At 62.9% G+C, this 21150-nt stretch carries 18 protein-coding genes; 10 read left to right on the forward strand and 8 right to left on the reverse strand.

Annotated features, from left to right (window positions below; translation table 11 throughout):
- Window positions 1-368 precede the first annotated feature (368 nt).
- Window positions 369-995 (forward strand): TIGR04211 family SH3 domain-containing protein, encoded by a 627-nt coding sequence (locus KUV72_RS02360; RefSeq protein WP_222161852.1) that lies wholly within the window; start codon window positions 369-371, stop codon window positions 993-995.
- 12 nt (window positions 996-1007) lie between these two features.
- Complete coding sequence (locus KUV72_RS02365; protein ID WP_206943017.1) at window positions 1008-1658, forward strand: thiopurine S-methyltransferase; 651 nt, start codon at window positions 1008-1010, stop codon at window positions 1656-1658.
- An 84-nt stretch (window positions 1659-1742) separates the two neighbouring features.
- Here KUV72_RS02365 and KUV72_RS02370 read toward each other — a convergent pair whose 3' ends face one another.
- From KUV72_RS02370 to cysP, 5 genes are all read right to left on the reverse strand, one after another.
- Window positions 1743-2330, reverse strand: coding sequence for a YajG family lipoprotein (locus tag KUV72_RS02370; protein WP_206943016.1), 588 nt, complete (start codon window positions 2328-2330; stop codon window positions 1743-1745).
- Window positions 2331-2482: 152 nt separating this feature from the next.
- Window positions 2483-3586, reverse strand: coding sequence for a sulfate/molybdate ABC transporter ATP-binding protein (locus KUV72_RS02375; protein ID WP_222237304.1), 1104 nt, complete (start codon window positions 3584-3586; stop codon window positions 2483-2485).
- Complete coding sequence (cysW, locus tag KUV72_RS02380; RefSeq protein WP_206943014.1) at window positions 3583-4410, reverse strand: sulfate ABC transporter permease subunit CysW; 828 nt, start codon at window positions 4408-4410, stop codon at window positions 3583-3585. Before cysW ends, KUV72_RS02375 begins: the two co-directional genes overlap by 4 nt.
- On the reverse strand, window positions 4410-5273 hold the full coding sequence (cysT, locus tag KUV72_RS02385; protein ID WP_206943013.1) for a sulfate ABC transporter permease subunit CysT: 864 nt from the start codon (window positions 5271-5273) through the stop codon (window positions 4410-4412). The genes cysW and cysT overlap by 1 nt, the downstream gene beginning before the upstream one ends.
- Window positions 5274-5297: 24 nt before the next feature.
- A complete protein-coding gene (gene cysP, locus KUV72_RS02390) occupies window positions 5298-6320 on the reverse strand; it encodes a thiosulfate ABC transporter substrate-binding protein CysP (protein WP_222237305.1) in 1023 nt (340 codons plus the stop codon).
- 385 nt (window positions 6321-6705) lie between these two features.
- Here cysP and rpe point away from each other — a divergent pair, with 385 nt between their 5' ends.
- The 3 genes from rpe to KUV72_RS02405 all read left to right on the forward strand — a co-directional run bounded on the left by rpe (window position 6706) and on the right by KUV72_RS02405 (window position 8728).
- Window positions 6706-7395 carry a ribulose-phosphate 3-epimerase gene (rpe, locus tag KUV72_RS02395; protein WP_222161854.1) on the forward strand — a complete coding sequence of 230 codons (690 nt, stop codon included), beginning with the start codon at window positions 6706-6708 and terminating at the stop codon, window positions 7393-7395.
- 131 nt (window positions 7396-7526) lie between these two features.
- Window positions 7527-7841, forward strand: a complete 315-nt coding sequence (locus tag KUV72_RS02400) for a GIY-YIG nuclease family protein (protein ID WP_224851814.1) — start codon at window positions 7527-7529, stop codon at window positions 7839-7841.
- Between the two features lie 29 nt (window positions 7842-7870).
- Window positions 7871-8728, forward strand: a complete 858-nt coding sequence (locus tag KUV72_RS02405) for a mechanosensitive ion channel family protein (protein WP_206943008.1) — start codon at window positions 7871-7873, stop codon at window positions 8726-8728.
- A gap of 102 nt (window positions 8729-8830) precedes the next feature.
- On the opposite strand, the gene KUV72_RS02410 is transcribed toward KUV72_RS02405, so the two are convergent.
- Window positions 8831-10132 carry an NAD(P)/FAD-dependent oxidoreductase gene (locus KUV72_RS02410; RefSeq protein WP_206943006.1) on the reverse strand — a complete coding sequence of 434 codons (1302 nt, stop codon included), beginning with the start codon at window positions 10130-10132 and terminating at the stop codon, window positions 8831-8833.
- Between the two features lie 183 nt (window positions 10133-10315).
- Here KUV72_RS02410 and KUV72_RS02415 point away from each other — a divergent pair, with 183 nt between their 5' ends.
- From KUV72_RS02415 to trpC, 5 genes are all read left to right on the forward strand, one after another.
- Window positions 10316-11008, forward strand: a complete 693-nt coding sequence (locus KUV72_RS02415) for a phosphoglycolate phosphatase (protein WP_224908189.1) — start codon at window positions 10316-10318, stop codon at window positions 11006-11008.
- Window positions 11009-11262: 254 nt separating this feature from the next.
- Window positions 11263-12765: an anthranilate synthase component I gene (gene trpE / locus KUV72_RS02420; protein WP_206943185.1), complete on the forward strand. Its 1503-nt coding sequence runs from the start codon at window positions 11263-11265 to the stop codon at window positions 12763-12765.
- Between the two features lie 245 nt (window positions 12766-13010).
- Window positions 13011-13592, forward strand: a complete 582-nt coding sequence (locus KUV72_RS02425; protein ID WP_206943004.1) for an anthranilate synthase component II — start codon at window positions 13011-13013, stop codon at window positions 13590-13592.
- Between the two features lie 18 nt (window positions 13593-13610).
- The gene (gene trpD / locus KUV72_RS02430) at window positions 13611-14630 is read left to right on the forward strand and encodes an anthranilate phosphoribosyltransferase (RefSeq protein ID WP_206943002.1); all 1020 of its coding nucleotides are present in this window, start codon (window positions 13611-13613) and stop codon (window positions 14628-14630) included.
- 80 nt (window positions 14631-14710) lie between these two features.
- A complete protein-coding gene (gene trpC, locus KUV72_RS02435; RefSeq protein WP_206943000.1) occupies window positions 14711-15511 on the forward strand; it encodes an indole-3-glycerol phosphate synthase TrpC in 801 nt (266 codons plus the stop codon).
- Window positions 15512-15712: 201 nt separating this feature from the next.
- On the opposite strand, the gene KUV72_RS02440 is transcribed toward trpC, so the two are convergent.
- Window positions 15713-17545, reverse strand: a complete 1833-nt coding sequence (locus KUV72_RS02440; protein WP_222237306.1) for a cation:proton antiporter — start codon at window positions 17543-17545, stop codon at window positions 15713-15715.
- A gap of 161 nt (window positions 17546-17706) precedes the next feature.
- Complete coding sequence (locus tag KUV72_RS02445) at window positions 17707-20850, reverse strand: FAD-binding and (Fe-S)-binding domain-containing protein (protein WP_222237307.1); 3144 nt, start codon at window positions 20848-20850, stop codon at window positions 17707-17709.
- Between the last annotated feature and the right edge of the window lie 300 nt (window positions 20851-21150).

The following is a 21150-nucleotide window of genomic DNA, read 5'->3' on the forward strand; positions in this document are numbered from 1 at the left end:
GGGGCTGCTCACGGGAGGCGAGAGCCCTGCGATGTGGTAGTCTTGCCTGCGAGCCAGACAGGCGGGTGATTATTTTGTGACCGTTTTGAGTCAAACCCAGGCGACGCGCCCCGGGCGCGGCGATGTCCAGCGGTTTTCCCGACAGTTGTCCACAGCTGTTGTGGAACGTTTTTCACCTCGTCGCTGTCCTGTGTCGAGTTGCCAAGAAAGCCCTTGAGAGCCTCCTTGGCAAGCATGGCACGCGCCGGCACGCCGGCCGCGCCGCACAGCGAGCGACCCTATTCTCATTGCGCGCTGTTGAGCTGGCAGGATGCCAGTGCAGCGTCACAAGCGTCGTAACCGAGCCCAGATTAGTCAGGAAAGACGGCATGAAAACGCAATTTCTCAAGACAGTGACCCTTGGCCTTGCGCTCGCCAGCAGTGCCTTGCCGGTGATGGCCCAGGACGATGGCAATGCCAGGTGGGTCACGGATGAACTGACCACCTATGTGCGCAGCGGCCCTACCGATGGCTACCGCATCGTTGGCACGCTGACGGCGGGCCAACCAGTCAGTCTGCTCGACACCTCCGGTGACTATTCACAGGTGCGCAGCTCCAGTGGCGATGTGGTGTGGGTGCCCAGCAGCGAGCTGCAGGAAACGCCCAGTGCCAGCGACCAGCTGCCTCAACTCGAATCGCGAGTGGAAGAGCTGACAGCGGAGCTCGACGGCATCAATGAAAGCTGGGAAGAACGCACCAGTACCATGACAGAGACGCTTAAGGTGCGTGAGCAGCGCATTACTGAGCTTGAGACGCGCAATCACGAGCTGGAGAGCTCCTTTGACGAGATCAGCGAGGTCAATCGGGATCTGGAAGCGCGTCTGGAGACCCGCAAGGAAGACCTGCTGATGCGCTACTTCATGTACGGTGGCGGTGTCGCCGGTGCTGGCCTGATCGTCGGTTTGATCGTTCCGCACCTGCCCCGTCGTCGCCGCAAGCGCGATCGTTGGTTCTAAGCGAGACCGCCTATGCAACAACACTGGCTGAAGCGCTGGGAGGAAGGCCGGATCGGCTTTCATCGCGATAGCGTGCACCCGGCGCTGGTACGGCACTGGCCGCTTCTCGGCGCGACACCGGGTACCAAGGTACTGGTGCCGCTGTGCGGAAAGAGCCTCGACATGCGCTGGCTAGCCGAGCATCAGCACCCGGTGCTGGGCATCGAGCTGGCCGAAGCCGCCCTGGCCCAGTTTGTGGAAGAAGGACCGGGTGAGGTGTCGCGCTATCAGCAGGACGGATTTTCCATCCAGCGCCAGGGCAGCATCGAGCTCTGGTGCGGCGATTTCTTCCACTTTCACATCGCCCAGGCGGCGGAGATTGGTGCCTTCTACGACCGGGCCGCCCTGATCGCCTTACCCGAGGCGACGCGTCAGCGCTACGCCTTCCACCTGGCGCAGTTGATTCCGCCTGGAGCACGCGGGTTGCTGGTCAGCCTGCGACGAGATGGCGAGGACGGGCCGCCCTACAACGTCAGCGATGAGGAGATTCGTCGCCTGTTCGACCCGAATTTCATCGTCACCCATCTGGAAGATGGTGAGCGTGAGGATAACGGGTTTCAGGAGTCGGTGTGGGCGCTGGTGCGGCGGGGGCCTGTCACCGACGAGCCAGCGCAGCATCGGTAGGTCGTTGCGCTAGCGCACAACGAAGGCGCTTGCCGGCCACTGGCCCGGCAAGCCTGGACCGGTAACCGGCAATGACTGGAGGGCTTAGCGAGCCAACAGCTGGCCCAGTTGGGGGTCGGCAAAGGCGCGATTGAGTCCGTCGGACAGCAGGTCCGTGACCATACGCTGGTTAGTCGCCTTGTCAGGTTTTACCGCGTAGCTCTGCACGCGTCGTGAGGTGTAGGTGCCGGTGTAGGTTTGACCATCGTTGGTGGCCACCGCTTCGATCACGCTCTCCAGGCGAGCTTCGTCTACCAGTGGCTGGCTCTGGCCGCGCTGGTAGCTGAGCTGCTTCAGCGTCAGGGTCAGGGTGGGTCGTCCCGGGGCCGGTTCAGCGGTAGGGGCGAAGCCCATGTCGCGCACGGCGCGTTCCGCCTCGGCTTGCAGCCGCGGCACGATCTCATGGGGGCTGACGGTGATGGTCGCCGTCGAGCTGGCGCTGCCGGTTCGGGTGCCGAGCACGTCGGAAGGACGGTCATCGGCGGCAATCACGGTTACTGCCTGGCCAGAGCCGGACGCGGGAACGGCCACGCTGCGCTGGGGATCAGGCTGAAGCTGGTGGGGGCTGGAGCAGGCGGCAAGGGCAAGCAGCATGGCCATGCCAGCTGCGCCCTTCAACAGGCGACGAAGCATAGGGGTGAACTCCTTGTCATGGTATCTGAAAGTCGCAAAAACGCGTCGGCCGGTCACGCCGCTGCAGCAGCAGCGTGTGTCCGGGCTGCGCGATGATACGCCTATCAGAAGGGCAAGCGCAGGGAAAAGTTCCTCTAAGGCGCCTGATGGCGTCAGGCGCTCACCTGCTGCGGGCGCACCTGGGTGCCAGGGGCCTCCTGGGCGTCGGGATAGTGATGCCAGCGTCTGGGCAGGGCATGCACGCGCATGCCGCGCTTGAGGGACAGGCGCTCGGCGTCCTGGTGGCTTAGTGTGGCCATCCACGACTCGCTCATCCAATCGGCACTGAGCTCTACACGGACTTCTGCACCCACCGGCACAATCGACATCACGCTGGCAGGCAGGTGGGCATCCGCCTGTGCCTGCAGGGCCACCTGAACCTCGTGGGGACGCAGCAGCAGTTCTTGGCGTCCGTCCTCGAGGTCGACCGCCAGGCGCGCATCACCGCAGGTCAGCACGCCGTCCTGGACGACTCCCTCCAGATGATTGACGTCGCCGAGGAATTCGAACACGAAACGATTGCGGGGTGCCCGATAGAGCGTATCCGGGGTGTCGATCTGCTCGATCCGTCCATTGCTCATCACCACCACGCGGTCGGACAACTCCAGCGCTTCTTCCTGGTCATGGGTCACGAAGACGCTGGTAAAGCCGAGCTCATCGTGCAGGTGCCTCAGCCAACGGCGCAATTCCTGACGAACTTTGGCATCCAGCGCACCGAAGGGTTCGTCCAGCAGCAGGACTTCCGGCTTGAGCGCCAGGGCGCGAGCCAGAGAGACACGCTGCTGCTGGCCACCGGACAGCTGCGCGGGAAACCGCTCTGCCAGGTGCGACAGCTGGACCATCTCCAGCAGCTGCATCACCCGGGAGCGAATCTCGGCACTGGAGGGGCGCTCGGCGCGGGGCAGAACGGTCAGGCCGAAGGCGACGTTGTCGAAAACGCTCATGTGGCGGAACAGCGCGTAGTGCTGGAACACGAAGCCGATGCGGCGATCGCGCACATGGACCTGGGTGACATCGTGCTCGCCGAACAGGATGCGGCAGTCTCGATGGTCATCGGGGGTCTCGAGGCCGGCAATGATCCGAAGCAACGTGGTCTTGCCGGAGCCAGACGGGCCGAGCAGGCCGATCAGCTCACCGCTGCGGATCTCCAGGTCGATAGGAGACAGCGCCTGGGAGCGTCCAAAGTGCTTCTGGATGTGGCGCAGATGAATGCTCATGTCAGGGCCTCCCGGCGCGTGGCGCGCCATTCAAGCATGGCCTTGGCGGCCAGGGTGAGAAGGGCAATCAGGGCTAGCAGGGCGGCGCTGGCGAAGGCGCCTACCGTGTTGTAATCCTGGTACAACAGCTCTACGTGAAGCGGCAGGGTGTTGGTTTCACCGCGGATGGCGCCAGACACCACCGATACCGCACCGAATTCACCGACCGCCCTGGCATTGGTCAGAATCACGCCGTAGAGCAACGCCCAGCGAATGTTGGGCAGGGTCACCCGGCGGAACAGGGTGAAGCCTCTGGCGCCCAGTGTGACGGCGGCTTCCTCCTCACGGGAACCCTGTGCCTGCATCAGCGGAATCAGTTCCCGCGCGACGAAGGGGCAGGTGACAAAGATGGTGACCATCAGGATGCCAGGCCAGGCAAACATCAGCTGAATGTCGTGGGCATCCAGCCACCCGCCGATCCAGCCGTTGCGACCGTACAGCAGCAAGTAGACCAGGCCAGCCACCACGGGGGAGATGGCAAAGGGAATGTCGATCAGTGTCTGCAGCAAACGGCGTCCCGGGAAGGCAAACCGGGTGACCAGCCACGCCAGCATCACCCCGAAGACGAGGTTGATCGGAATCGTCAGCAGGGTGACGAACAGCGTCAGGCCGATCGCTGCCAGGGTGTACTGGTCTGTCAGGTTGGCGATGAAGGGACCGACCCCCTCGGCCAGTGCCTGGGCAAAGATGGCGACCAGGGGCAGCAGCAGGAACAGTGCCGACAGGCCCACGGCCACCGCGATGAGGCTGCGTCTGAGCCATGGTGCATCACCGATACGTTGCATCAGCCACGTCCTCCATGCAGGCGGCGGATAAAGCGGCCTTGCCACAGGTTGATCGCCAGCAGCAGCAGCAGCGAGGTCAGCAGCACCACGGAGGCAATCGCGGAGGCACCGACGTAGTCATATTCCTGCAGCTTGACGAAGATCATCAGCGAGGTGATTTCCGTCTCGTAAGGCATGTTGCCGGCGATAAAGATGACGGCGCCGAATTCGCCGAGCGAGCGCACAAAGGCAAGGCCGGTGCCGGTCACCAGGGCGGGCCACAGGTGCGGCAGGATCACCCGACGAAAGGCGACGCCATCTCTTGCTCCCAGGCTCATGGCGGCCTCGTCGATTTCGCTGGGCAGATCCTCGAGCACTGGCTGCACGGTCCGCACCACGAAGGGGATACTGGTAAACGCCATGGCCAGGGCGATGCCGACCCAGGTGTAGGACACCTGCCAGCCCAGCGGCTCCAGCAGCTGGCCCATCCAGCCCTTGGAGGAGTAGAGCGTCGCCAGGGTGATGCCGGCCACTGCGGTGGGCAGGGCAAAGGGCAGGTCCATCAGCGCGTCCAACAGACGCTTGCCGGGGAAGTCATAGCGCACCAGCACCCAGGCCATGAGCAGGCCAAAGACGGCATTGATCAGTGCCGCGACGAAGGCGCCGCCGATGGTGGTGACGTAGCTGGCCACGACCCGTGGTTCGGTGATGATGAACCAGTATTCGGAAAGGGACAGCCCCTTCAACTGGCCCACCAGGCCGGTCAACGGCAGCAGCAGCACCAGTGAGACAAAGGTCAGGCTGATGCCCAATGACAGGCCGAAGCCCGGCAGCACATGGCGCCGGGCTTTGCGGGCTAAGGGCAGGGAAATGGCCTTCAGCATGGGGGCAATGGTTAACCTTGACGTTTAACGGCGCTGCAGCTGGTCCAGCTCGCCGCCGCTCTTGAAGTGGGTGTCCATGGCATTGTCCCAGCCGCCAAACACGTCCTTGACCTCGAACAGCTCGGTGGCAGGGAAACGGTCTGCGAACTCTTCCTTCACCGCCTCGTCATGCACGCGATAGTTGAAGCCAGCCAGCTGGCGCTGGGCCTCCTCGGTGTAGAGGTATTCCAGGTAGGCACGAGCCAGGTCCAGGTTGCCGTTGCGCTCGGCGTTCTCCTCGACCACGGCCACCGGGAATTCTGCCAGGATGCTGACAGGCGGGACGATCACGTCGTATTCATCGCTGCCGTATTCGTCACGGATGTTGTTGACCTCAGACTCGAAGCTGATCAGCACGTCACCAATGCCGCGCTCGATAAAGCTGGTGGTCGCGCCGCGGCCGCCGGTATCGAACACCTTGACGTTGCCGAGGAAGTCGCTCATGAACTGGCGAACCTGATCTTCGTCACCGTCGAAATTACGTTCGGCCGAACCCCAGGCAGCCAGATAGGTGTAGCGGCCGTTGCCGGAGGTCTTGGGGTTGGGGAACACCAGCTCGACGCCCTCGGCTGCCAGATCTTCCCAGGTCTCGATGCCCTTGGGGTTGCCCTTGCGGACCAGGAAGGCGGTGGTCGAGTAGTAGGGGGATGCGTTGTTGGGCAGCTGGCTCTGCCAGTCTTCCGCGACCAGGCCTGCATCCGCCAGGACCTGAACGTCGGTGACCTGGTTGTAGGTCACGACATCGGCCTTGAGACCCTGCAGGATGGCACGTGCCTGAGCGGATGAGCCGCCGTGGGACTGCTTGATCGTCAGGGTGTCGTCGTGCTCGGCCTGCCAGTGTTCCTGGAAGGCTGGGTTGATGGCGGCAAACAGCTCGCGCGCGATGTCATAGGAAGAGTTGAGCAGCTCCTTGTCCTCGGCCATTACCGGCGAGGCCATGGTGCCACCAAGGCCTGTAGCCAGGGCGAGGGACAGGGCGGTACGGCGAAGGATCGGGGACAGCTTCATGTCAGGCTTCCTTGACGTCAGAGAATGTCGCGAGTCCTTCGAGAGCCGTTCGATAATGCTTGGCGAGGACTGCGAGAGGGTGCGCGAGGTTTGCGCCAGTGCCGTGCCCGGGGATGCAAGAGCGTTGCATGAACTCCGGGAACGATACGCAGGCTAAACCTAAATTTTGGTAATGACAATCCTTCTGCTTAAAACGTTTGGCTATATAAGGCGATGAGATGTGAATAGGTTGCAAGCCATGACGGCGCTGTTGCGGCGAAGGATGTCATTGGTTAACGCTGCCCTGCCACGGCCCAGCTGCTAGAATGCGATTTTCGTCAGGTGGCGGCACCCTTGACCGCTGTGCGGCGCCGCTCGCTTTTTGTCTCTTGCCAGCAGGGATGTCATGAACGATTTTCTGATTGCGCCTTCCATTCTGTCCGCCGATTTCGCCCGGCTGGGGGAGGAGGTGGACAATGTGCTTGCCTCCGGCGCCGATATTGTCCATTTCGATGTCATGGACAATCACTATGTGCCCAATCTGACCATTGGCCCCATGGTCTGTGAGGCCCTGCGCAAGCATGGCGTCACTGCCCCGATCGATGCACACCTGATGGTCAAGCCGGTGGATCGCCTGATTGGCGACTTTATCGACGCCGGTGCCACCTACATCACCTTCCACCCGGAAGCCTCGGAGCACATCGATCGGTCGCTGCAGCTGATACGTGACGGTGGTTGCAAGGCTGGCCTGGTGTTCAACCCGGCGACGCCGTTGTCCTACCTTGATTATGTGATGGACAAGGTCGACATGGTGCTGTTGATGAGCGTCAACCCCGGCTTCGGCGGTCAGTCCTTCATTCCCGCGACACTCGATAAGCTGCGCCAGGCGCGTCAGCGGATTGATGCCAGTGGTCGTAACATTCGCCTGGAGGTCGATGGCGGCGTCAAGGTCGACAATATTGCCGAGATCGCCCGCGCCGGTGCCGATACCTTTGTGGCTGGCTCGGCGATCTTTGGCGCCCAGCGTAGCGACGACCCTCACGGCTATGACAGTGTCCTCGCCGATTTCCGGGCACAGCTGGCCGGTACGCGTTGAGCGCTGAAGCGGACTATTCTGGCTCAGGGCGGGCTGGCTCTGACGGGGCTGACCCTGACGGGACTGACCCTGCCCAGCTCGACCCGACGCAGCGTGACTCGAGCGGGGACGAAGCAGGCAGCCAGGCCGGCGTGCCGCAGACGTCCGCACGCTGGTACCTGTACGTGGTGGAGACGGCCGCTGGTGCCCTTTACACCGGTATCACCACGGATGTCCCCAGGCGACTGGAGCAACATCGCAGCGGCAAGGGAGCCAAGGCGCTGCGAGGCAAGGGCCCCCTGACCCTTCGCCATCACGAGGTGGTGGGTTCGCGCAGTGAGGCGAGCCGCCTGGAAGCTGCCGTAAAGCGCATGACGGTGCGCAGCAAACGACAGTGGCTGACGGCCCGGCGGGACAGCGGTTTGCCCGTCCTGCCGGCGGAACAGGCCCAGCAGCCACCCCCATAACGAAGAAAATGCCAAGCAAGGAGAGGGATATGGACGTTCTGGATAAGCTCAATGTGGATGCTCTGGTGGCATTTGCCTCCACCACAGGGCTGCAATTTCTGATCAACCTGGTCGCCGCTGCGGCGATCTTTATCATTGGCCGTTGGGTGGCCAAGGCGGTACACCGCGTTGTTATCAAGGGTATGGAGCGGGCGAACGTCGAGCCGCTGCTGATCAAGTTCCTTGGCAATATCCTGTACGCCTTGCTGCTGATCTTTGTGGTGCTGGCAGCGATCAGCCGCATTGGTATTCAGACGGCGTCACTGATTGCGGTGATCGGTGCAGCAGGCCTGGCGGTCGGCCTGGCATTGCAGGGGTCATTGGCCAACTTCGCCGCGGGAGTGATGGTGATCATCTTCCGTCCCTACCGCATCGGTGACTATGTGGAGGCAGGCGGCGTCAGCGGCACGGTGGAAGATGTGCAGATCATCAGCACCGAGCTCAGCACCCCTGACAATCGCAAGATCATCGTCCCCAATGGCCAGATGATGAGTGGTGCCGTGGTCAACTACTCGGCCCATGCCACACGTCGTGTAGACCTGGCGGTGGGTGTCGGCTACGACGACAATATCGATACCGTTCGCCGTGTGCTGGAAAGCGTGGTGGCCGACGATCCTCGCGTGTTGAGTGAGCCCAAGCCCAATATCCGCATGAATGCGATGGGGGACTCCTCCATTACCTGGATTGTGCGTCCCTGGGTCCAGGCTTCCGATTACTGGAGCGTCTACTGGGAAATGACCGAGGAGATCAAGCGCCGCTTTGACCGCGAGGGCATCAGTATTCCGTTCCCCCAGCGCGATGTGCATCTCTATCATCACGCCAAGGAAGAGAGCCAGGCCAACGGCTAAACTCGCCGTTTATTGACCTGTTGCCAAAAAAGGCTGCCTTCCCGGGCAGCCTTTTTTTCTGGAGTGCGCCAGGCATGGCGCCTGGCACACCAAGGCCCAGGATCAGTGCAGCTTGAGGCGTGGTTTCAAGAACCGGTTGAGACCATCGACCACTACCATCATGGCGGTCTTGATGGAGCCATGAATGGTGCGCTGGTGCATCCGGTACAGCGACGCATAGAAGAAACGTGCCAGGTTGCCTTCGATAAACAGGCTGCGAGCGGAAGCGGCCCGCATGAGGCTGCCGATGGCATCGAAGTGTGCCAGGGAGATCAGCGACCCTCTGTCACGGAACACGAACTCCTTCAGTGGCTTGTCGTCGATCACGGCGCACAGGTTCTTGTACAGGACGCTGGCTTGCTGGTGGGCGGCCTGAGCCCGTGGCGGTACCACCTTGCCGTCTGGCTGGGGACAGCTGGCACAGTCACCGAAGGCGAAGATGTGCGGGTCATCAATGCTCTGCATGGTCGCGGCTACCTTGATGCGATGGTTGCGCTCTGTCTGCAGGCCCAGCTCCGAAAGAAAGGCGGGGGCCTTGATGCCGGCGGCCCATACGCCGAGGTCGATGTCGATGCGCTCATCATCCGAGGTGGTGATCGCATGTTCGTCGACCTTGGTCACGCGGGTATCCACATGGACCTTGACGCCGAGTTTCTCCAGCTCCTTGTGCACGGCCTGACTGATGCGGTCCGGCAGGGCCGGCAGGATCTTGGGTGCCGCCTCGATCACATGTACCCGCAGATGCTCACGGCCGAGCTCGGTGAATCCGTAGCTCTTGAGCATTCGTGATGCATCATGCAGCTCAGCGGCGAGCTCGACCCCGGTGGCCCCGGCACCGATGATACCGACGGTGATGCAGGGCGGTTCATCGTTTGTCATCCGGGTGCTGTAACGCATGAAGGTATTGAGCAGCGCCTGACGGAAGCCTTCTGCCTGGGCCGGACTGTCGAGAAAATGGCAGTGGTCGGCGACGCCCTCGGTACCGAAGTCATTGCTGACGCTGCCAACGGCCATGACCATGTAGTCATAGGACAGGCGCCTGGCAGGCAGGATTTCGTGTCCATCGTCGTCAATGATGGCTGCCAGGGTCAGGGTTCTAGTGTCTCGGTCGAGATCGCACAATGTACCGCGCTGGAAACGGTAGCCGTTACTGGCGGAATGGGCCTGGTAGGAAATCTCGTCCTGGCCGGAGTCGAGCACGCCGGTGGCGACCTCGTGCAGCAGAGGCTTCCAGATGTGCGTGGAATTGCGGTCCACCAGCACCACGTCCGCCTTGCCTTTCTTGCCCAGGCGTCTGCCCAGGCGGGTGACGAGTTCCAGGCCGCCGGCGCCACCGCCGACAACAACAATGGTGGGTTTGCTCATTGCAGAGCTCCATAAAGGGGAGGGGAGCGCCATCATAGGCAGATAAGTGCTTGGCTGACCACGGTGGTTGCGCCAGAATGTGCGCCTCGCATGTACATTCCGTTTTCTGCATAGTGAAGGGGATCGTGCAGGGGACGGTGCAGGGCATAGAGCAGGGCATAGAGCAGGGGATAGTGCAGGGACATGGTGAACGACGGTTGGAAAATGCCTGTGGGCGAGGCCCTGGATGGGTCACAGTTGGTGGCCTTTGACCTGGATGGCACTCTTATCGACTCAGTGCCTGACCTGGCCGCGGCGGTCGATGCCGCGTTGCTCGACGTGGACCTGCCCGTGGCAGGTGAGGCGCGCGTGAGAGACTGGGTGGGCAATGGGTCATGGTCGTTGCTGGAGCGGGCGCTGACAGATGCCTTGGGCGAGGCCCCCAGTGAGGTGTTGTGCAAGACCGCCCACGAGCGCTTCCTCGAGCACTATCACCGGCACCCCTGCGTGCATACCCGCCTCTATCCGGGGGTCGAGACCGCCTTGTCTCAGCTGTTTCGCCGAGGCTTGATCCTGTGCCTCGTCACCAACAAGCCCGAAGCGTTCATTGGTCCCATTCTCGAGCACCTGTCGATCGACGGCTACTTCACGGTGTGCCTGGGAGGCGACACTCTCCCTCGTAAGAAGCCGGACCCCATGCCGCTCAGGCACCTGTGCCAGCAATTCGACGTCAGTCCTTCGCAGTGTGTGATGGTGGGCGATTCACGCCATGACATTCAGGCCGGCAAGGCCGCTGGGTATCGGACCATTGCGGTGCCCTATGGCTATAATCACGGCGAACCTGTCAGCCTCAGCGAGCCCGATCTGATAGTTGAATCGCTTGACCAACTCGTTTAGGGTTTTTCGGCATGACGCTATGTCATGGCGTTATGCCGATAGGCTCTGGCTATAGCCAGGACGACCTCGCCGAGGCGGAGTCGTGTTGCCTTTTCACCCCCTGACTTGCTGCGATGGATTGCCCATGGCCCAGCCTTTTTCTTCCTTGATGACCCTCCCGCACTGCTCGATGTCGGCGACACCGGCGCGTTGCGGTTGGCGATGGTGACGCTGGACCCTCTGTCACCCACTTTTTCATTGAGGACCTGGGCATGATGACCCCCGAGCGTTTTGCTGAGCTGGCCGACGCTGGCTATAACCGTATTCCCGTTACCCGTGAGCTGATGGCCGATCTGGACACGCCGTTGTCCACCTACCTGAAACTGGCCGATCAGCCCTGGACCTTCCTGCTCGAATCCGTCACTGGCGGCGAAAAGTGGGGGCGTTACTCGATCATTGGCCTGCCCTGTCGTGAGCGCATCGAAGTGCGCGGCCATCTGGTCAAGCACATCGTCGATGGTGAAGCGTCCGGGCTCACCGAGGCCGAAGATCCGCTAGCCTGGATCGAAGAGTTCCAGAGCCGCTTCAAGGTGCCGGTGCTGGATGACCAGCCGATCTTTGACGGTGGTCTGGTGGGCTATTTCGGCTACGACACCATCCGTTACATCGAACCCCGCCTCGCCGGCGTCGAGAAGGATGATCCCATCGGCGTGCCGGATATTCTGCTGATGGTGTGCGATGAGCTGGTCGTGTTCGACAACCTTTATGGGCGCTTGACCCTGTGGACCCACGCTGACCCGGCGACGCCTTCCGCCTATAGCGCCGCGCTGTCACGACTGGAAGCGCTGGAGGAGTCACTGCGCAGCCCGCTGGCGCTGCCTTCCCGGCTGCCCGGCCAGGCTCGACCGCAGGTCGAGGAGGGGCACTTTACCTCTGGGTTCACGGAAGAAGGGTTCAAGGCCGCCGTGGAGAAGATCAAGGACTATGTGCTGGCCGGAGACGTGATGCAGTGCGTGCCGTCCCAGCGTATGTCCATCGACTTCGAGGCAGAGCCGCTGGATCTGTATCGTGCCCTCAGAAGCCTGAATCCGTCGCCCTACATGTTCTTCTTCAATCTTGATGATCACCATGTGGTGGGCGCCTCGCCGGAGATCCTGACGCGGCTGGAAGATGGCATGGTGACCGTGCGCCCGATCGCCGGGACCCGTGTGCGCGGCAAGACCGAGGCCGAGGACAAGGCGCTGGAAGAGGACCTGCTGGCAGACCCCAAGGAAGTCGCCGAGCATCTGATGCTGATCGATCTGGGGCGCAATGACGTGGGCCGCATCTCCGAGACCGGTAGCGTCGAAGTGACCGACCAGATGGCCATCGAGCGTTACTCGCACGTCATGCACATCGTCTCCAACGTGACCGGCAAGTTGAAGCCTGGCTACAGTGCCATGGATGTCCTGCGTGCCACCTTCCCAGCGGGTACCTTGTCCGGCGCGCCGAAGATTCGTGCCATGGAGATCATCGACGAGGTCGAGCCGGTGAAGCGCGGCGTCTACTCCGGGGCGGTGGGCTACCTGTCCTGGCACGGCAACATGGATACCGCCATCGCCATTCGCACGGCAGTGATCAAGGATGGCCAGCTGCACGTGCAGTGCGGCGCAGGCGTGGTGGCGGACTCGGTTCCCCAGTCGGAATGGGACGAGACGCTGAACAAGGGCCGTGCCCTGTTCCGCGCCGTCGCCATGGCCGAGCAGGGTCTCGACAAGCCGGGTGGGCGCAGCCGCTGAAGGCAGTCGGCAGACGCGCCAGGCTTGACAGTCCTGAGGTCGACACACACTATAAGCCCATGATGAATATGAATCCGACAACATCCCGTGATCGCCAGCAGTGGTGGCGCCCCTTCAACTGAAGAGGGCGGAAGACCCCGTGCCAGCCAACGGGATGTCGTGACAGCAGAAGTGCCGCCCATGAGGCGGCATTTTTGTGTGGTTCATCTCAATGGGTGAAGCCAAATTTTGATTCTGGAGCCAACATGATCTTGATGCTCGATAACTACGATAGCTTCACCTACAACATCGTGCAGTACCTGGGGGAGCTGGGAGCCGAGGTGGTGACGCGGCGTAATGACACCATCAGCCTGGATGAGATCGAGGCCATGGCACCGAGTCATATTGTGGTGTCGCCGGGACCCTGTACCCCCAACGAGGCGGGTATCTCGCTGGACCTGATTCGCCACTTCGCCGGCAAGCTTCCGCTGCTGGGTGTCTGCCTGGGACATCAGGCCATTGGCCAGGTGTTCGGTGGCAAGGTGGTGCGAGCGCCCCAAGTCATGCATGGCAAGACCTCTGACATTCGCCACTCTGGCCAGGGCGTGTTCAAGGGACTGGATGACCCCCTGTCGGTCACGCGCTATCACTCCCTGGTGGTCGAGAGAGAAAGCTTGCCCGAGTGCCTGGAAGTGACCGCCTGGACCGATACGGACGACGTGACGCCAGGCTTGATCATGGGCTTGCGTCACAAGGAGCTGCCCATCGAAGGCGTCCAGTTCCACCCGGAGTCGATCCTGTCCCGACAAGGCCACGAAATGCTGGCCAACTTCCTTGAGCGCCACTGAACCGATCAGGAGACTAGCATGCAGATGACCAATGCCATCGCGGCGGTGATGCGCCGGGAAAATCTCGGCCGCGAGCAGGCCTACGCAGTGATGAATACCATCATGACCGGTGAAGCGACCGACGCTCAGGTCGCCGCCTTTCTGATGGGCATGGCCATGAAAGGGGAGACCGCTGAAGAGATCACTGGCTGCGCCCAGGTGATGCGCGATCTGATGACCCCGGTCCGCTTGTCCTGCGAAAACGTGGTGGACATCGTCGGTACCGGCGGGGATGGGGCAAACCTGTTCAACGTCTCCACCGCGTCCAGTTTTGTGGCGGCCGCTGCCGGGGCCCATGTGGCCAAACACGGCAATCGCGGCGTGTCCTCGTCCTCCGGCAGCGCAGACCTGTTTCAGGTGGCGGGCATTGGCCTTGATCTGGATGCTGAGCAAGTGGGCCGCTGTATCGAGGAAGTGGGTGTTGGCTTCATGTTCGCGCCGAACCACCACCCGGCCATGCGTCATGCGATCGGGCCGCGTCGTGAGATGGGGGTGCGCACGCTGTTCAATATCCTGGGTCCGCTGACCAATCCGGCTGGGGCGCCCAATCAGTTGTTGGGGGTATACCATCCGGATCTGCTCGAGCTGATGGTCGACGTACTGAGGAAGCTGGGTAGCCACCACGTTCTGGTGGCCCACGCCGAGGATGGACTGGATGAAATCTCTCTGGCCGCGCCGACCCGGATTGCCGAGCTCAAGGATGGTGAGATTCATCGCTACACCCTGACCCCGGAAGACGTGGGCATCGAACGACAGTCCCTGGATTCGCTGAAGGTCAGTAGTGCCGAGGATAGCCTGCGCCTGGTGGAAAAGGCGCTGACCGGTGAAGGGCCCGCCGCTGATATTGTCGCGCTCAATGCCGGTGCTGCCTTGTACGCCGCCGACGTGGCGGACTCCCTCAAGGAAGGGGTGCTGATGGCCCAGGATGCCCAAGGGACGCGGCTGGCGCTGGAAAAAATGAAGGAGCTGGCGCACTTCACGCGAGTCTTCGCGCAGTGACCGCGACGGCTTGGACGTCAGTGACGACTGTTTTGACGCCGTAATGGCATGCCCGCAGGGGCCGCAAGGAGAATCACAACATGGCCAATGCCACCCCGACGATCCTCGAGAAGATTCTCGAGCGCAAGGATGAAGAAGTTGCCAGCAGGCGCCAACAGGTGAGTGAGCAGGCGCTGCTCGAGCGGGCTCGCGAGCAGGATGCGCCGCGGGGCTTCGTGCGCGCGCTGGCGGAGCGCATCCGTGAAGGCGATCCCGCGGTGATTGCCGAGATCAAGAAGGCATCGCCATCGAAGGGACTGATCCGCGAGGACTTTCGTCCCGCCGAGATTGCCGAGCAGTACGCTCGTGGAGGCGCTGCATGTCTCTCCGTGCTGACTGATGCAGACTTCTTCCAGGGACACGAGGACTACCTGGTGGCGGCCAGGGCCGCTTGCGATCTGCCGGTGATCCGCAAGGATTTCATTGTGCATGGCTATCAGGTCAGCGAGGCCAGGGCCATCGGAGCCGACTGTATCCTGCTGATCGTTGCTGCGCTGGACGACGTGAAGATGCAGGACCTTCACCAGCAGGCCGGTGAGCTGGGCATGGACGTGCTGGTGGAAGTCCATGATGCCCATGAACTCGAGCGGGCACTGGCACTTAACCTGGCGTTAGTGGGGATCAACAACCGCGACCTGCACACCTTCAACACGCGGCTCGAGACGACCCTGGACCTGCTGCCGCGGATTCCGCCGAATGTCACCGTCATCACCGAGTCGGGAATTCACGATCGCCATGACGTGCTGCGCATGCGTGAGCATGACGTCAACGGCTTCCTCGTGGGCGAGGCCTTCATGCGTGAGGAGGAGCCTGGGGAGGCGCTGAGGCGGCTATTCTTCTGACGCTCGTCCGAGCGCACTAGACTTTGTCCGCTGGGGTATTTGCCCCACCAGCAGGTGGCCCGCATGTCTTCCCATATGACTTGGGCCGGTCGTTTGACCGGCCCAAGACGTTTTCAGGCGAGAGACGTTTTAAGGCAAGGGGCGTTTTAAGGCGAGAGACGTCTTAGGGCGAAAGGTGGCCTCAGGCAAGAGGCAGCTGGCTCAGGTGATGTCGCCACCGGGCATGACCAGCCGGATGACATGATCGCCCTTGCGCGGGCTGAGCGGTGCATCCGCACTGGCAATCCTCGGTCGCCCCGACGAGCCGATGCAGATGAGGGGCGCTGTACGGGTGCCGGGTGCGCCGATGGGGGGCGCCGCCTTCACGCCCGAAGGCCTCAGCACCTGGCGATGGCGTGGGGTTTCCGTCAGTTTCTCGACCTCGAAGCGGGCGCCTCGCTCGACCAGGCTGGATAGCTGGGCAAAGGTCATCTCCCTGCCGAACAGGTAGGGCACGTGTTCAATGGCAGTGGCATGCTGGCGTCTGGCCTGGCGGCCCAGGTTGACCGCCAGGCGAAACACCTGGCCCTGGCCGAGCAGGTGCTCGAAGTGCAGTGCCGCCAGGTCGTTGAGCTCGCGGTAGGGAGACAGCGGCACGAGGTAGCCGATGCCGGTCAGCTCCATGTGCTGGGAGGCGTGTTCCGACAGCGGATCACCGTAATAGGCGGACAGCTTTTCGGCGCGCGCCGCTTGCACGGCATCCCAGCTTGAGTCGGTCAGCAGTACGCCAAGGCCTGCCTGGCGCAGGCAGTGTGCCATCTGGCGGGCCACCGGGTTGGCGCCAATGATCAGTACGCCATGGGCGGAAGGGCGGCGCACCTTGAGCCAGTCTCCCACCGGTCGAGCGAGCAGGCTCTGTGACACCACTGTTGCGATGATGACCAGAAAGGTCACCGGCACCAGCCGATCGGCGCCGGGCACTCCGATCTCTTCGAGACGCAGGGCGAATAGCGATGCCACGGCGGCGGCGACGATACCGCGAGGAGCAATGAACGCCAGCAAGCCTTTCTCGCGCCAGTCCAGGCCGCTGCCAATAGTGCATAACCATACCGCCAACGGACGGACCAGCAGCAGCAACACCGCCAGGAAGGCCCAGGCAGGCCATCCCAGCAATGCCAGCTGCTCCACGGTCAGGCGCGCTGCCAGCAGAATGAACAGGCCAGAGATCAGCAGGACTGACAGCGTCTCCTTGAACTCGATGATCGGCCGTGTCGGCACCCCGCGCATGTTGGCAAGCCAGGCCCCCATCACGGTAACGGTCAGCAGCCCCGATTCATGGAACAGGGCGTTGGATACCGTGAAGAGCCCCAGCATGGTCATCAGAGTGCCAAAGCTGTGCAGGCGCTGTGGCAGCAAGTGCTGGCGCAGCACCTGGCCCCACAGGTAGCCGCCGGCCACACCGAGCCCGAAACCGACCAGCGCCGTCTGGGCGAACAGCGCCAAGGTATGCGGTAGCGCCTGGGTGCCGGAACCCAGTGCCACGAATTCATACACCAGTACGGCACCTATGGCGCCCACCGGGTCGATCAGAATACCTTCCCAGCGCAGGATCTGGGTCAGGTGCTCACGGGCCCGCAGCGTCTGCAGTAGCGGCAGGATGACCGTCGGTCCCGTCACGACCAGCAGCGCACCAAGCAGACTCGCCATCTCCCAGCTCAGCTGCAACAGCCAGTGTGCCGCCAATGCACCACACAGCGCAGTGATCAGGGCGCCCCAGGTCACCAGTCGTCGCACCGTGCGGCCATGGCCGCCGAGCTCGCGAAAGTTCAGGGTCAGGCTGCCTTCGAACAGGATCACCGCCACCGCCAGCGACACCAGCGGAAACAGCAGGTCGCCGAACAGCGCGTCGGGGTCCAGCAGGCCCGTGACAGGGCCGGCGGCGATGCCTGCAATCAACAGGGTCAGGATGGCGGGGACCTTGAGACGCCAGGCCAGCCACTGTGACCCCAGTGCCAGCAGGCCCACGCTGGCCAAGGTGAGTCCGGCATGCTCCATGATCGGTTGACTCCGAAAAGAGAAAAGCCGCGCAGACTAGCGGCGCGGCGTCCATCATGCAATGCATTCGCCTTATAGACGTCAACGATGGTCTGACTGTTGCTCGATGGGAGCCACCGCATCTCGCTGCCACGGATTCTCTCTGCTCCCGGGGCAGCGCCTCAGCTGGCGCGGCGCAGGGCCTCCAGCAGAGCCTGCAGCGGGTGGGGCAACTGCAGGTCCGAGAAACGCTTGGTCTGGCTGCGGCAGGAATAGCCGGTGGCCAGCAGTCGCCCCTGGGCGCCATGTTGCTGCACGACGGGCTCCCACGACTGAGCATAGATGGTGCGTGACGTCGCCAGGTTGCGTGCTTCATGGCCGTAGGTGCCGGACATGCCACAGCAGCCGGATGCCAGCGGTGCCAGGTCCAGCCCGAAGCGCTCGAACAGCTGTTGCCAGGCCTTGGGGCTGCCGGGCGCCTGGGTCTTCTCGGTGCAGTGCGACAGCAGCTGGAAGGGCGCCTCCTGGCTCAGGTCCAGTCCGCTGGGGACCAGGCCATTGCCCAGGCTGAGCAACCATTCCTGCAGCATCAGCACCTCGGGAACCGCGTCCGATCCCAGTGTCTTCACGTACTCCTGGCGGTAGGTCAGGGTCATGGCGGGGTCGATGCCGACCAAGGCGACGCCACTGCTGGCCAGCGCCCTGAGTTCCCGAGCACGGCGTCGGGCGGTGCGCTCGAAGGCACCCAGGAAACCCTGCACATGGAGCGGCTTGCCGTTGGGCTTGAAGGGCGCCACGAAGACGCGGATATCCAGTCGTGACAGTAGCTCCACCACATCGGCGACCAGCCTGGCTTCGAAGTGGCTGGTAAAGGCGTCCTGTACCAGGATCACACTGCGTGCCTTCTGGCGCTCGCTCAGCCGGCCAAGGGTCAACGGCGTAGCCTGTGGCACGCCCCAGGCCTTGAGCTGCTTGCAAAGGCGTGCTTGCGACAGGCGCGGACTGTCGACCATGCCCAAGCCATCTCGCAGCAGCCGATCCACCAGTCGATGGTTCAGCGCGGCGTTATAGGCGGGCGCCAAGGGAGCCAGTGCCGGCAGCATGAACTCCAGTCCGCCGATCAGGTAGTCCCGTAGCGGACGCAGATAGCGACCGTGATAGACCTCGAGAAACTGCGAACGGAAGGCGGGGACATTGACCTTGACCGGACATTGGCCAGCACAGGACTTGCAGGCCAGGCAGCCGGCCATGGCGTCGTAGACCTGGTGGGAGAAATCGTCCTTGCCGCGCAGACTGTTGCGCGCCCGTCCAGGCAGGTGCTTGAGCCATCCCAGCAGCGTTTCTTCTCTCTTGCGTTGCGCTTCCTCGACCACATCGATGCCGGCCTGGCCCTGCAGGCGCAGCCACTCGCGCATCAGGCTGGCTCGCCCCTTGGGGGAGTGCACCCGGTCCCGCGTGGCTTTCCAGGACGGGCACATGGCGTCATTAGGGTCATAGTTGTAGCAGGCGCCGTTGCCGTTGCAGTAGACCGCATCTGCGTGGGCCTGCCAGACCCGCTCATCGATCTGGCGATCGAAGTCCCCACGCATGGGCACCTTGTCAATCGCCAGCAGGCCCGGATCGGTGGCCGTTACCCTGGTGTCGCTGCTGGAGTCGTCGACGCGGTCAGCTACGAGAGGCGTGGCAATCTTGCCGGGGTTGAGCTGGTTGTGGGGATCGAAGGCGCCCTTCAGTCGGCGCAGGCTGGGGTACAGCTCACCGAAAAAGGCCGGCGCATACTCCGAGCGAACCCCCTTGCCGTGCTCGCCCCACAGCAGGCCATGATAGCGCTGGGTGAGGGCGGCCACCTCGTCGGAGATCTCCCGGATCATGGCCTGCTGCTGCGGGTCTTTCATGTCCAGGGCCGGGCGCACATGCAGCACGCCGGCATCGACATGGCCGAACATGCCGTAGTCGAGACCCCGGGCGTCGAGCAAGGCACGGAATTCGGCAATGTAGTCGGCCAGGTGCTCTGGCGGAACGGCGGTATCCTCGACAAAGGGCAGGGGCCGTTTCTCGCCCTGCACGTTGCCCAGCAGACCCACGGAGCGCTTGCGCATGGCATAGACGCGACCAATCGCTTCGCGGCCCTCGGCACGGGTGTAGCCCAGCCTTGTGACGCTGGTATCGCTGTCCAGAGCCTGGCAGAACTCGGCGACCCTGGCGCTCAGGCGATCCGGGTCGTCGTCGTTGAACTCCACCAGATTGATGCCTTCGATGGTCATGCCCGCTTCCACCGGGAAGAACTCAGCGACCGCGTCCCAGACGAAGTCTTCCATGGCCAGGCTCAGTACCTTGTCGTCCACCGTCTCGATCGACGTGGGACGCAGCGCCTGCTGCGAGTCCGGTGAAGCGCCACCGGCCATCAGCGCCTTGGCATCGGCCAAGGCATCCATGAAGCTTGGGTAGCGGATGTTGACCAGCACCGCGTGGCGAGGAATCGGCAGCACGTTGAGCACCGCTTCATTGGTCAGCGCCAAGGAGCCTTCTGCGCCGCACAGCACGCTATTCAGGTTCAGTCGACCGTCGTCGCTGCGCAGATGAGCCAGGTCATAGCCCGTCAGGCAACGGTTGAGCGGTGGAAAGATAGCGTCAATCTGAGCGCGCTGGTGGTCGATGATCTCCCGAGCCACCCGGTAAGCACGCCCCCTGGCGGTCTGTTCCTGGCACAGTGCGGCCAGTTCGCTCTCGTCCACGGGTCCCGTGACCAGCCGCTCCCCACCGATCAGGATGCTATCCAGTTCGAGTACGTGATCGCGGGTCTTGCCGTAGGTGCAGCTGCCCTGGCCACTGGCATCGGTGGCGATCATGCCGCCGATGGTAGCCCGATTGGAGGTGGATAGCTCAGGGGCAAAGAACAGGCCGTGGGGCCTCAGGGCAGCATTCAGCTGATCCTTGACCACACCTGCCTGAACCCGCACGCGGCGGTTGTCCACGTCGATCTCGAGAATCTGGTTCATGTGGCGGGAGACATCCACCACCAGGCCGTCGCTCAAGGATTGTCCATTGGTGCCGGTACCGCCCCCTCGCGGCGTCAGCGTCACCTGGCGGAATTCATCGCGCCCGGCCAGTCGGCCCAGCAGCACCAGATCGTCGGCGTGGCGTGGAAAGACCGCGGCCTGGGGCAGGCGCTGGTAAAGGGAATTGTCAGTGGCCAGCACCGTCCGACTGGCATAGTCGGGAGCCATCTCGCCCTCGAAGCCTTCGTTCTTCAATGTCGTGAGGAAGGTGACATAGTGCTGGTCAAGGTCGGTCGCGGTGTCAACAAGAGGCAGGGAAGCGATCATGGTCTCGGTCGAAGCTGGCCCCGCATTGGCGAGTTGTAGCGCTCGCGACAGGGCGGAAGAATGAGGTGTGCCTACTTTACCGCGACTTTGGCTGCGATACATCCTGAACCCGGCTGTCCCTCGTGTCCGGTAACGCCAGCATCTGCCAGGCCGGTGATGTCAGCCCGGGCCAATGGCGTCGCCTGCGGGATTTGCCTACAATGACTGGCCTGCGCGGAGGGCGCCCGAGCCGAATGCCTCCACCTGTGGTGAGTCATGGCTCGTTGGCGATGCAGTATGTCGGCCCACGGCGCCTCCGCA

Source organism: Halomonas sp. DP4Y7-1, assembly GCF_019800705.1.
Classification (GTDB): domain Bacteria; phylum Pseudomonadota; class Gammaproteobacteria; order Pseudomonadales; family Halomonadaceae; genus Halomonas; species Halomonas litopenaei_A.